Origin of the sequence: Pseudomonas sp. BIC9C (assembly GCF_034541995.1) — a bacterium.
GTDB classification, from domain to species: Bacteria; Pseudomonadota; Gammaproteobacteria; order Pseudomonadales; family Pseudomonadaceae; genus Aquipseudomonas; species Aquipseudomonas fluorescens_CC.
On sequence record NZ_JAWDGM010000001.1, the window covers coordinates 1322052 to 1335011 of the forward strand.

The 12960-nt window shown below is 60.6% G+C and carries 11 protein-coding genes and 1 pseudogene; 5 read left to right on the plus strand and 7 right to left on the minus strand.

The window, feature by feature from the left end:
* Positions 1-31: 31 nt before the first annotated feature.
* The 7 genes from RS887_RS06195 to RS887_RS06225 form a co-directional block, all read right to left on the minus strand.
* Complete coding sequence (locus tag RS887_RS06195) at positions 32-502, minus strand: nuclear transport factor 2 family protein (protein WP_322614758.1); 471 nt, start codon at positions 500-502, stop codon at positions 32-34.
* 116 nt (positions 503-618) lie between these two features.
* Positions 619-1923, minus strand: coding sequence for a CynX/NimT family MFS transporter (locus RS887_RS06200; protein WP_322614759.1), 1305 nt, complete (start codon positions 1921-1923; stop codon positions 619-621).
* Positions 1913-2572, minus strand: a complete 660-nt coding sequence (locus RS887_RS06205) for a FadR/GntR family transcriptional regulator (protein ID WP_322614760.1) — start codon at positions 2570-2572, stop codon at positions 1913-1915. The genes RS887_RS06200 and RS887_RS06205 overlap by 11 nt, the downstream gene beginning before the upstream one ends.
* Positions 2573-2860: 288 nt before the next feature.
* Positions 2861-3625, minus strand: a complete 765-nt coding sequence (locus tag RS887_RS06210) for an amino acid ABC transporter ATP-binding protein (protein ID WP_008018587.1) — start codon at positions 3623-3625, stop codon at positions 2861-2863.
* 30 nt (positions 3626-3655) lie between these two features.
* Entirely contained in the window at positions 3656-4753 is a 1098-nt protein-coding gene (locus tag RS887_RS06215; RefSeq protein WP_322614761.1) for an amino acid ABC transporter permease, read from the minus strand.
* 10 nt (positions 4754-4763) lie between these two features.
* Positions 4764-5945, minus strand: coding sequence for an amino acid ABC transporter permease (locus tag RS887_RS06220; RefSeq protein WP_322614762.1), 1182 nt, complete (start codon positions 5943-5945; stop codon positions 4764-4766).
* 65 nt (positions 5946-6010) lie between these two features.
* Positions 6011-7042, minus strand: a complete 1032-nt coding sequence (locus RS887_RS06225) for an amino acid ABC transporter substrate-binding protein (RefSeq protein ID WP_008018591.1) — start codon at positions 7040-7042, stop codon at positions 6011-6013.
* Between the two features lie 467 nt (positions 7043-7509).
* On the opposite strand from RS887_RS06225, the gene RS887_RS06230 reads away from it, so the two are divergent.
* From RS887_RS06230 to RS887_RS06250, 5 genes and pseudogenes are all read left to right on the plus strand, one after another.
* The gene (locus tag RS887_RS06230) at positions 7510-8166 is read left to right on the plus strand and encodes an alpha/beta hydrolase (protein WP_322614763.1); all 657 of its coding nucleotides are present in this window, start codon (positions 7510-7512) and stop codon (positions 8164-8166) included.
* A 112-nt stretch (positions 8167-8278) separates the two neighbouring features.
* Complete coding sequence (gene rhlB, locus RS887_RS06235; protein WP_322614764.1) at positions 8279-9769, plus strand: ATP-dependent RNA helicase RhlB; 1491 nt, start codon at positions 8279-8281, stop codon at positions 9767-9769.
* 123 nt (positions 9770-9892) lie between these two features.
* Entirely contained in the window at positions 9893-10837 is a 945-nt protein-coding gene (locus tag RS887_RS06240; RefSeq protein WP_322614765.1) for an ornithine cyclodeaminase family protein, read from the plus strand.
* Positions 10838-10983: 146 nt separating this feature from the next.
* Entirely contained in the window at positions 10984-12117 is a 1134-nt protein-coding gene (locus tag RS887_RS06245; protein ID WP_322614766.1) for an FAD-binding oxidoreductase, read from the plus strand.
* Positions 12118-12207: 90 nt separating this feature from the next.
* Positions 12208-12847, plus strand: a pseudogene (locus tag RS887_RS06250) (helix-turn-helix transcriptional regulator).
* Positions 12848-12960 lie beyond the last annotated feature (113 nt).

Sequence of the window (12960 nt, forward strand, 5' to 3'; positions counted from 1 at the left end):
AGGGCTTGAAGGAAAACAAGCCGCGATCTTATCAGCGACTGGCCTGGAATGCCTTCAGTCCCTTCAATGCCTGCACACGGACGGCGTTTCGCACCAGCGGCGTCCAGCCCAGCAGCAGGCCTTTGAAACCCAACGCCTGACGTGACCAGGTCCATAGATCGAAACTGTCATGGTGCTCGCAAATCTTGCCGTCACGGAAGACAAAACGCGCCTGGATATCGTTGACCACGGTGTTGCCGGTCTGGCTGAACAGATAGGTCGCGACCCAATGGGCGCTACCGGTACGATCATCGGCCCGGACATGATCGAAGGTCAGGGAAAAGTCCTTGGCCCGAGTGGTCAGCATGCGCCACATGTCACCGGCGTCGCGACCACGAAGCTCGCCGAACGCCGGGTCACTGAACACCACATCATTGGTGTAGCAGGCCGCCATGGCTTCGGCATCCAGGCGCTGGAAGGCTTGATAGAACTGGGTGATCAAGGCGCTGTGGACTTCACTCATGGGCAGACTCCCTGTTGTGCAATGGGTATCGAAAGATTGCCTGCACGATAGTCTGCAAATGGGTCGAACACTATCGGCATTCGCAAAACGAATACCGATAGTGTGTGTGGGGGAGGTCAGACCTTTTCGCTTTCGACCTGCACGTACAACGCACGTCCGGCCCCCAGACCGGCGAGGATCGCGCCCAGGCCGATGACGCCAAAGATCCAGCCCACGGCGCCCCAGCCGCCGGTCCAGTCATGCACGATACCCACCGCGAACGGCCCCATGGACGCCAGGGTGTAACCGAAGCCCTGGGCCATGCTCGACAGGTTCGCCGCGACGTGGGAGTCCCGCGAGCGCAGCACGATCAGGGTCAATGCCAGGCTGAACGTGGCGCCCTGCCCCAGCCCCAGCACAATCGCCCAGCCCCACAGACCTTCAATCGGGGCGTACAGGCAACCGAACAGACCGCCGAGGGTCAGGGCCATCACGATCACAATCGCCAGGCGCTGATCCTTGCCACGGGTCGCCAGCCAGGGTGCCGCGAGCGAGCTGACCAGTTGCACGATCACCGAGCCCGACAGCACCAGCCCAGCCTGGGTCGGGGTCAGGCCGCGCCCGATCAGAATCGATGGCAACCAGCCGAACACGATGTAGGCCAGGGACGATTGCAGGCCCATATACAAAGTCACCTGCCAGGCCAGCGGGTCGCGCAGCAATCCACGAACGCGATAGGCGACGTTGTGCGCGCCGTGTTTCTGGCCGACTTGCGGCAGCCAGAACACTGCCGCCGCCAATGCGGGGATAAACCAAAAACCAAGGCCCAACGCCCAGCTCTTGTCGAAATGCTCACTGAGGGGCACGGTCGCACCCGCCGCCATCGCAGCGCCCAGGCATAGGGCCATGGTGTAGACGCCGGTCATGGTGCCGGCCTGTTTCGGGAAATCGCGCTTGACGATGCCTGGCAGCAACACGCCGATCACGCCGATGCTGGCACCGGCCAGCACACTGCCGGCAAACAGACCGATCTCACCAAACGAACTGCGCAGGATGATCCCGCCAGCCAGGGTCAGAAGAATGCCCAACACGACCCGCTCGGCACCGAAGCGGCGCGCCAGCAGCGGCGCCAACGGCGCAAACAGGCCAAGGCAAAGCACCGGCAACGTGGTCAGCAATCCCGCCGTGGACGCCGACAAGCCGAGGGATTTCGAGACCTCGCTGAGCATCGGCGCCATGCTCGACAGCGCCGGGCGCAGGTTCAGCGCCACCAGAATCAGGCCCAGTAGCAACAGCCACGGCCGACGCAGGACCGGGTGAGCTTGCTGGACCTGTTCGTCATCGGCCTCGGCGTCGATCAGCAGCTCGTCCAGCTCTGCCGAACGTTTTTGGGCTGTGGATAAATCACGGCGGTGCATGGACTTCTCGGTTTCAAGGTTCATTGATCAACTGCCTCGACAGGGCTTTGGCCCGTTCCGGGTCGCGTTGTTCGACGGCATCGAGCAACTCGATGTGCAGGTCGAACACTTCCTGGCGGCGCGGGACGATGCTCAGGGTCTGGCGCAACTGCGCGCCGACGATGCTGGAGAAATAGCGATACAACTCGCTGAGGGTCGGGTTGTGCGCGGCGTCCACCAACCGACGGTGGAACACCAGATCGCAGGCGATGTAGGTATCGAGATCGCCGTGGTAGTGGCTACCGCTGACACCCAGCGCCTCGCGCAATGCCACCAGGTCTTCATCGGTGCGGCGCATGGCTGCCAGGCCGATAGCCTCGACTTCGAGGATGTGCCGGGTTTCCCGGGCCTGCTCAAGGGAGCAACGGGACAGCGCTTTCAAGGTATCGAGCGGATCGACCACCGCCCGCAGGTAACTGCCGTCACCCTGGCGGATCTCGATCAACCCGGAAAATGCCAGCACACGCATGGCTTCGCGCACGGTGTTGCGGCTGATACCGAGTTCGGCGGACAACTCAGGCTCGGTGGGCAAACGCTGGCCCACGACCCAAACGCCCTGGTTGATGCGCTGGCGCAACTGGTCCAGGGCCTGATCGACCAGGGATCGTTTTACCAGTGGAGAAATTTCTGACATGGAATTCGCCCTCTCATCCAATCATAGGATGAATTTTCTGACATGGTAGTCAGCTTGTTCCAAGAGGGCAACCGTTCAGAAATGGCGCGTGATCAACGGAGTCGGTAGCACTATCCCCCTGTGGGAGCGGGCTTGCTCGCGAAGGCGGCTTAACATTCAACTAGTATGTTGCCTGACACTCCGCTTTCGCGAGCAAGCCCGCTCCCACAAGGTTTTGCATTCAGACATTAAATCGCGGGCAAAAAAAACCCGGAACATGTCCGGGTTTATTTCAGTGCCTGGGTTCGATCAATGCAGAATCTGGCTCAGGAACAGCTTGGTGCGCTCATTCTGCGGGTGGTCGAAGAAATCGTTCGGCGCAGCCTGTTCGACGATTTCGCCCTTGTCCATGAAGATCACGCGGTTGGCCACGGTGCGGGCGAAGCCCATTTCGTGGGTCACGCAGAGCATGGTCATGCCGTCTTCGGCCAGGCCGATCATGGTGTCGAGAACTTCCTTCACCATCTCCGGGTCGAGTGCCGAGGTCGGTTCGTCGAACAGCATGATTTTCGGCTTCATGCACAGCGCGCGGGCAATCGCCACACGCTGTTGCTGACCGCCGGACAGTTGCCCCGGGTATTTATGCGCCTGCTCCGGAATGCGTACGCGTTCCAGGTAGTGCATGGCAATTTCCTCGGCCTTGCGCTTGGGCATCTTGCGCACCCACATCGGCGCCAGGGTGCAGTTCTGCAAAATGGTCAGGTGCGGGAACAGGTTGAAGTGCTGGAACACCATGCCGACTTCACGACGGATCGCTTCGATCTGCTTGAGGTCGTTGGTCAGTTCCGTGCCATCGACCACGATGCGGCCCTGCTGGTGTTCTTCCAGACGGTTGAGGCAGCGGATGGTGGTGGACTTGCCCGAACCCGACGGCCCGCACAGAACGATACGCTCACCCTGCTTGACGTTCAGGTTGATGTCTTTCAACACGTGGAACTGGCCGTACCACTTGTTCACGCCCTGCATCTGAATAATGCCTTCAGGGCCCACAGGCTGTTTGATTGCTTCGCTCATAAAAGAACTTCCTAAATTAGGTACGGCGCTTCAGCGCTTGTGGCCAGTGTCGAGCTTGCGTTCCAGATGCATGGAATAGCGCGACATACCAAAACAGAAAATCCAGAACACCAGGGCGGCGAACACATAGCCTTCAGTGGCCATGCCCAGCCATTTCGGGTCGGCAGCGGCTTGCTTGACGCTGTTGAGCAGGTCGAACAGGCCGATGATGATCACAAGGCTGGTGTCCTTGAACAGCGCGATGAAGGTGTTGACGATGCCGGGGATCACCAGCTTCAGGGCTTGCGGCAGAATCACCAGGCCCATGCTGCGCCAGTAGCCCAGGCCCATCGCGGCAGCCGCTTCGTACTGCCCCTTGGGAATCGCTTGCAGACCACCGCGCACCACCTCAGCCACGTAGGCCGACTGGAACAGGATCACGCCGATCAGGGCCCGCAGCAGTTTGTCGAAGTTCATGCCTTCGGGCAGGAACAGCGGCAGCATCACCGAGGACATGAACAGCACCGTGATCAATGGCACACCGCGCCAGAACTCGATGAAGGTCACGCAGACCACGCGAATCGCCGGCAGGTTCGAACGACGCCCCAGGGCCAGGACAATCCCCAGCGGCAGCGCACCGGCGATGCCGACGGTGGCGATCACCAGGGTCAGCATCAGGCCGCCCCATTGGCTGGTCGCGACGTTGGTCAGGCCGAAGATGCCGCCATGCAACAGGAAGTAGGCAAAGATCGGGTACAGCACCAGGAAGCCCAGCCCGTACACCGCTTTATGGTGAAAGCGCGAGATGAACAACGGCGCCACGCCGACAATCGCCAACCACACCGTCAGGTCCACACGCCAGCGCAGTTCCGGCGGGTAATAGCCGTACATGAACTGGCCGAAACGCTGCTGGATGAACACCCAGCAGGCGCCTGACTGGGTGCAGTCGGCGCGGGTCGTGCCCACCCAGTTGGCGTCGAGGATGGCCCAGTGCAGGATCGGCGGCACCACCAGGTAGATGAGGTAGAACGCAAACAGGGTCAGCAGGGTGTTGAGCCAGCTGGAGAACATGTTCGCGCGCATCCACGCCACCACACCGATGCTGCTGCTCGGTGGAGGCATGTCAGGTTTGAAAGTATGAGTACTCATGCGCTTTTCCTTACCGCTCGATCAGCGCAATGCGCTTGTTGTACCAGTTCATCAGCAGGGAAATGCTGATACTGATCGCCAGGTACACGCTCATGGTGATGGCAATCACCTCGATCGCCTGACCGGTCTGGTTGAGCACGGTCCCGGCGAACAGCGAGACCATTTCCGGATAACCGATACCGGCCGCCAGCGAAGAGTTCTTCGCCAGGTTCAGGTATTGGCTGGTCAGCGGTGGAATAATCACGCGCAGGGCCTGCGGGATGATCACCTTGCGCAGGGTCGGACCGTTGCGCAGGCCGAGGGAATGCGCCGCCTCGGTCTGGCCATGGCTGACCGACTTGATGCCCGAACGCACGATCTCGGCGATGAACGCCGCGGTGTACACGGTGAGGGCCAGCGTCAGCGCCAGCAGTTCCGGGATCAGCACCCAGCCGCCGACGAAGTTGAAGCCTTGCAGCTTTGGCATTTCCCAATGCAGGGGGGCGCCGAAGATCAGTGCGCACAAGGCCGGGATCACCAGGAACAGCGCCAGGCCGACCCAGAACTTGTGGAACGGTACACCCGTCTCTTCGAAGCGCTTGGTGGCCCAACGGCTCATCAGCACGATGGCGACGATGGCCACCACGACGCTGACCACGAATGGCCAGAAACCATCCGCCATCAGAGCGGCGGGCATGTTCAGGCCGCGGGCGCTGACGAAGAAGGTGTCGCCGAAGTTATGGCTGTTGCGCGGCCCCGGCATGGTCAGGAACACCGCGAAATACCAGAACAGGATCTGCAGCAATGGCGGAATGTTGCGGAAGACTTCCACGTACACCGTCGCCAGCTTGGCGATGATCCAGTTCTTCGACAGCCGCGCCACACCGACGATGAAGCCGAGGATTGTCGCCAGGATCACGCCGATGAAGGTCACCAGCAAGGTGTTGAGCAGGCCGATGACAAACACCCGGGCGTAAGTGTCCGCTTCGGTGTAGTCGATCAGGTGCTGAGCGATGCCGAAACCGGCACTACGCTCCAGAAAGTCGAAACCGGAAGTAATGCCCCGGTGTTGAAGGTTGGTTTGCGTGTTGTCGAACAGAAACCAGCCTAACGAGACCACCCCGATAATCGTGATGATCTGGAATACCCACGCACGCACTCGTGGATCGCTGAGGCTGAGCCTCTGCTTTGGTGCGCCGATTGAATTTTGCATGAAGTGCCCCGGAAATAATGGAACAGAACATCACCCGGTGGTTGGCCCACCGGGTGATAGAACCATCAGCGCACTGGTGGTGCGTATTGAATGCCGCCAGCGTTCCACAGAGCGTTCAGCCCGCGGTCGATTTCCAGCGGAGTGCTCTTGCCGAGGTTTTTCTCGAACACTTCGCCGTAGTTACCCACTTGCTTGATGATCTGCACGACCCAGTCTTTCTTCACTTTCAGGTCTTTGCCGTATTCACCGTCGGTACCCAGCAGACGGGCAACGTCAGGGTTCTTGGTGCCCTTGGCTTCGGCTTCGACGTTCTTCGAAGTGATGCCGGCTTCTTCAGCGTTGAGCATCGCATAGCCAGTCCAGCGCACGATGGCCAGCCACTCGTCGTCGCCATTACGCACGACCGGGCCCAGAGGTTCCTTGGAAATGGTTTCCGGCAGAACCACGTAGTCCTTCGGCGAAGCCAGCTTGCTGCGCTGGGCGAACAGCTGGGACTTGTCGGAGGTCAGTACGTCGCAACGACCGGATTCCAGCGACTTGGCGCTTTCGTCGGAGGTGTCGAAGGTGATTGGGGTGTACTTCAGGCCATTGCCGCGGAAGTAGTCGGAAACGTTCAGCTCGGTAGTGGTACCGGCCTGGATGCAGATGGTTGCACCGTCCAGCTCTTTAGCGCTTTTCACGCCCAGCTTGTTGTTTACCAGGAAGCCGATGCCGTCGTAGTAGGTGATGAAGCCTGGAAACTTCAGGCCCATGCCCGCGTCACGGGAGCTGGTCATGGTGGTGTTGCGCGACAGGATGTCGATTTCGCCGGATTGCAGCGCGGTGAAGCGCTCCTTGGCGTTCAACTGGCTGAACTTGACCTTGGTCGCGTCGCCGAAGACAGCAGCCGCTACTGCACGGCAGTAGTCAGCATCGATACCCACGATCTTGCCGGTGGAATCCGGAACCGAGAAGCCTGGCAGGCCATCGCTGACGCCACACTGCACGAAACCTTTCTTCATCACTGCATCCAGGGTTGCGCCCGCCTGGGCAAACCCGCTGACACCGAGTACTGCGGCTGCAGTCACGATAGCCAGGGTGGATTTCAACATCTTCATTCAAACCTCCAGTTTTGCTCTTGTTGTGTCGGAGCGTGAGTCCTGTCGCACCCTTTTGAGGCGTAGTCGACCCGTGTTGGCTTGTTTTGGGGTCAACCGACGTAAGACGTTAGCTATGAGTCTAGTAGGAGAAAATCCACATCATGGAAAACTCACTCTCACCAGTCGGCCGAACGGGCTGTAGCCCTTTCACGTTCGCGAAGCCCCGTAGCGGCCTTTGGCGAACATCCATCACCGGATTCATTGCTATCCCACAGTCGGCAGTACACTGATAGTGTTACCGCCGGGCGCGAGATGAGTTGCACGGTTTCCCCATAGCAAAGCCCGTACCACACCGCCCGCGGAAGCGGTTCAGCTGCAGGTCAATAGCAAAACTTGTACCCTTGCGACACTTTCTTAACGGATCAACCTGACGCGCACTTGGATCACGCACTTAATGAGCGCGCACGCACAACATTGGAGCAGCCATGACCAACCCCTTGATTCTAGAACCCGTCAAGACCGCAGACGCCTGCGTCATCTGGCTGCATGGCCTGGGCGCCGACCGCTATGACTTCCTGCCGGTGGCCGAAGCGCTACAGGAAAGCCTGCTGAGCACCCGCTTCGTTTTGCCCCAGGCACCGAGCCGCGCCGTGACCATCAATGGCGGTTACGAAATGCCGAGCTGGTACGACATATTGGCCATGAGCCCGGCGCGCGCGATCAATCGCGAACAACTGGAAGAGTCGGCCAACTGGATCATCGAATTGGTTGAAACGCAGCGAGCCAGCGGAATAGACGCCTCGCGGATTTTCCTGGCCGGTTTTTCCCAGGGTGGTGCCGTGGTGTTACACACCGCTTTTCTGAAATGGCAGGGACCACTGGGTGGCGTAGTTGCCCTCTCTACTTATGCACCCACCTTCAGCGAGGAACTGGAATTGTCCGCGAGCCAGCAACGCATCCCGGTGCTATCGCTGCATGGTCAGTACGATGACGTGGTGCAAAATTCGATGGGACGTACCGCTTACGAGTATCTGAAGCAACATGGTGTCACCGTGACATGGCAGGAGTACCCAATGGCCCACGAAGTGTTACCCGAAGAAATTCGCGACATCGGCACCTGGCTCGCCGAGCGCTTGCGTTAAACGTTTTATGCGGCTCTTTTTGTTTAAAGGGCGCCCTTTGATCCATCCCCCTACGCCGCGCCCGATTCTTGCATTACACTGCCCGGCGTACATTCCTTAACCAATTGATGAGATGACCGTGCTCAAAGCACTCAAGAAAATGTTCGGTAAAAGCGAGACTGAGCAACTCGCGCCAGTCCCCAGCGCTCCGTCTCACGCTCCCGGCCACCGCACCGATGGCAATCAGTCTGAACGAGCCGCCACCACGACGGCACCCAAGCATGAGCCGAAGACCCTAGAAGCAGCCCAACCTGCGGCGGTCACAGCCCCGGAGCAGCCGCGCAGCGACACGCCGAAACCCGCCAAACCGCGCCGCGAACCCAAGCCCAAGGCGCCGGTCATCCCATGGAAACTCGAAGACTTCGTCGTCGAACCCCAGGAAGGTAAAACCCGCTTCCACGATTTCAAGCTCGCCCCTGAACTGATGCACGCCATCCAGGACCTGGGTTTCCCGTATTGCACGCCGATCCAGGCACAGGTGCTGGGCTTCACCCTCGCGGGCAAGGACGCCATTGGCCGCGCCCAGACCGGTACCGGCAAAACCGCTGCGTTCCTGATCTCGATCATCACCCAGTTGCTGCAAACGCCGCCGCCGAAAGAGCGCTACATGGGTGAGCCACGGGCGCTGATCATCGCGCCGACCCGCGAACTGGTGGTGCAGATCGCCAAGGACGCCGCCGACCTGACCAAGTACACCGGTCTCAACGTCATGACGTTCGTCGGCGGCATGGACTTCGACAAGCAGCTCAAGCACCTCGAAGCCCGCCACTGCGACATCCTCGTGGCCACGCCGGGCCGTCTGCTGGACTTCAACCAGCGCGGTGACGTACATCTGGACATGGTCGAAGTGATGGTGCTGGACGAAGCCGACCGCATGCTCGACATGGGCTTCATCCCGCAAGTGCGCCAGATCATTCGCCAGACGCCACCGAAGTCCGAGCGTCAGACGCTGCTGTTCTCCGCGACCTTCACCGAAGACGTGATGAACCTGGCCAAGCAATGGACCACCGACCCTGCCATCGTCGAAATCGAAGTCACCAACGTGGCCAACGAAAACGTCGAGCAGCACATCTACGCGGTGGCCGCTGCCGACAAATACAAACTGCTCTACAACCTGGTCAACGACAATGGTTGGGAGCGGGTCATCGTCTTCGCCAACCGCAAGGATGAAGTGCGGCGCATCGAAGAACGCCTGGTGCGCGATGGCATCAACGCCGCGCAACTGTCCGGCGACGTGCCGCAGCACAAGCGCATCAAGACCCTGGAAGGCTTCCGCGAAGGCAAGATCCGCGTGCTGGTCGCCACCGACGTGGCGGGTCGCGGCATCCACATCGACGGCATCAGCCACGTGATCAACTTCACCCTGCCGGAAGTGCCGGACGATTACGTGCACCGCATCGGCCGTACCGGACGTGCCGGCGCCGACGGCGTATCCATCAGCTTTGCCGGTGAAGACGACTCCTACCAGCTACCGTCCATCGAGGAAAAGCTGGGGCGCAAGATCAGCTGTGAAACACCACCGACGCATCTGTTGCGGGCGGTTGAGCGCAAACGTCCGCATTGAGTGACGTTGCAGGAACAAGCGCAGCCGGAAACGGACTGCGCTTTTTTTTCGCCCGGATATTGCCCGACAGAACTAAAAGTCCATAATGGACAAATTAGTTTAATTAAAATCCCGGAGCCGACCATGTCCAGTACGCCCCAAGTGATCACCCAAGCCCAGGCCCGCGAGTATTTGGCGCGAGTCGATGTGCCGCAGATCCTGCGCAAACTGTTCCGCGACCTGGCCGCCGGGCAAGCGGTGCAACCGGCGCAGCAACTGGTGGAGTTCCCGCAGGGCGCCGGCGACTTCATCAATTACCTGGGCGTGCTGGCCGAAGACGGCGTGTACGGGATCAAGACTTCGCCGTACATCGTCCGCGAACAAGGGCCATTGGTGACGGCGTGGACGCTGCTGATGTCGATGCAAACCGGGCAACCGCTGTTGCTGTGCGATGCCGGAGAACTGACCACGGCCCGCACCGCCGCAACCACCGCAGTGGCGGTCGATGCCCTCGCACCGCTCACCGCCAATCGCCTGGCCATCATCGGCAGCGGCAAAGTGGCCCAGGCGCACCTGCATTACGTGAAAGGCCTGCGCGACTGGCAGAGCATCAGCCTGTACTCGCCGAGCCTGAACGAAGATGCCGAAACCGTGAGCCTGCTGAAAAACTTCGAGCCACGCCTGAACATCGTCGACAGCCGCGAAGCGGCGGTTCAGGACGCCGACGTGATCATGCTCTGTACCTCGTCCGCCGGTCCGGTGATCAACCCGTCAAGCCTGAGCAAACCGGCGCTGATCACCTCCATCAGCACCAACGCGCCGCGTGCCCACGAAGTGCCGCCACAGAGCCTCAAAGACATGCAGGTGTTCTGCGACTATCGTCTGACCACCCCGGGCTCTGCCGGTGAAATGCTGATCGCCGTCGAACAGCACGGCTGGGACAGGAGCGCGATTGTCGGCGACCTGCCGGACCTGCTCAGTGAGAAGGTGCAGCGCCCCGACTACGACCGTCACGTGTTCTTCCGCTCCATCGGCCTGGGCCTGGAAGACATTGCACTGGCCAATGCCATTTATCGCCAGCAGCAGTGACAACTCAGACCCTGTGGGAGCGGGCTTGCTCGCGAAAGCGGTTTGTCAGACGCCATCCTGGCTGAATGTCAGACCCTATTCGCGAGCAAACCCGCTCCCACAGGTGACCACTACAATTTCGGCATTGTGCTTCACAGGAGACATTCATGAGCCAGGCAGATTTCATCATCATCGGCGGCGGGATTGCCGGTGCTTCCACCGGTTTCTGGCTGTCGCAGCACGGCCGCGTGATCGTGCTCGAACGCGAATCCCATCCGGCCTATCACTCCACCGGCCGGTCGGCGGCGCTGTACAGCGCGGCCTACGGCACCCCGCAAGTGCGGGCGTTGACCCTGGCCAGCCGGGATTTTTTCGACAACCCGCCCAGCGGTTTCAGCGAACACCCGCTGCTGACCCCGCGCGGCGAAATGACCGTGGACTTGACCGGTGACCCGGACGAATTGAACCGGCAGTACCAGAGCGCAAAAACCACGGTACCGGAGATGCAATTGCTCGGCATCGACGAGGCTTGCGCGTTGGTGCCGATCCTGCGCCGGGAAAAGGTCCACGGTGCCATCTACGATCCGACTGCCAGCGACATCGACACCGATGCCCTGCATCAGGGATACCTGCGCGGCATCCGTCGCAACCAGGGCGAAGTGCATACCGACAGCGAAGTCATCAGCCTGAGCCGCGACGGCCAAGGTGTATGGCACGTCCAGACCGGCACCCGGACCTTCAGCGCCCCGATCATCATCAACGCCGCTGGCGCCTGGGCCGACAAGATCGGCGAACTGGCCGGTGCGAAGCCGCTGGGCCTGCAACCGAAACGCCGTGCCGCGTTCATCTTCGCCGGCCCGGAAGGCGTGGACATCCACCATTGGCCGATGCTGGTCAGCCTCGACGAATCCTTCTACATGAAACCCGACGCCGGGATGTTTCTTGGCTCGCCGGCCAACGCCGATTCGGTCGAACCCCACGATGTGCAGCCCGAGGAGCTGGACATTGCCATGGGCATCTACCAGATCGAAGAGGCCACGACCCTGACCATTCGCCGCCCGACCCGGACCTGGGCCGGCCTGCGCAGCTTCGTCAGCGACGGCGACCTGCTGTCCGGTTTCGATCCACAGGTGCCGGGGCTGTTCTGGGTCGCGGCACAAGGTGGTTATGGCATCCAGACGTCGCCGGCCATGGGCCAGGCCAGCGCGGCACTGGTGCGCGGTGCGGCGTTGCCCGAGTCGCTCGGCCGTTTTGGCCTGAACGCCGAAATGCTCTCCCCCGCCCGCCTCGGCCGATCCTGATCCTGATCCTCAGGTGACGTGCCCACACGATTACGGCACACTTTCAGCGCCCCTTTGATGGGGCGTTGACGCTGCCTGGAGTTCCATCAAATGAACGCCCCCGAAAAAGACTCGGCCCTGGACGACACGTCCCTGGATAACTTCCACGCGATCGCCGACGCCATTGCCACGTTGTTTTTCCCCCACGCCGAAGTGGTGCTGCACGACCTGCGCACGCAAAAGGTCGACTACATCGCCAACAACCTGTCCAAGCGGGAAATCGGCGACGACTCGGCGCTGGAAGACATGCTCAGCGACGATGTCAGTGAACGAAACATCGGGCCGTACGAAAAGCTCAATTGGGATGGTCAGAAGATTCGCAGTCTCAGCACCGTCCTGCGCGACAGCGAGGGGCATCCGCTGGCCGTGCTGTGCATCAACCTGAATATTTCGCTGTTCGAGAATGCCAAGGCCGCCCTGGATCTGTTCCTGTCACCGACCAAGCTGATCCCGCAACCGGATGCCCTGTTCCGCGATGACTGGCAGGAGCGGATCAACACCTTCCTCCACGCCTGGCTGCGAGAGCGCCAGTTGAGCCTGAACCTGCTGACCCGATCACAAACGTGAGCTGGTGCTGGCGTTGCACGCCGAAGGCGCGTTCAAGGGCAAAAGCGCCTCGAACTACGTGGCCAATGTGCTGAACATGGGCCGGGCGACGGTGTACAAGCATTTGAAGGAATTGAAGGGTTAAGGCCCCGAGATTTGTATTGCTTGATCTGGCCTCTTCGCGAGCAAGCCCGCTCCCACATTAGACCTGCGAACACAGAACCATTGTGGGAGCGGGCTTGCCCGCGAAGACGGACT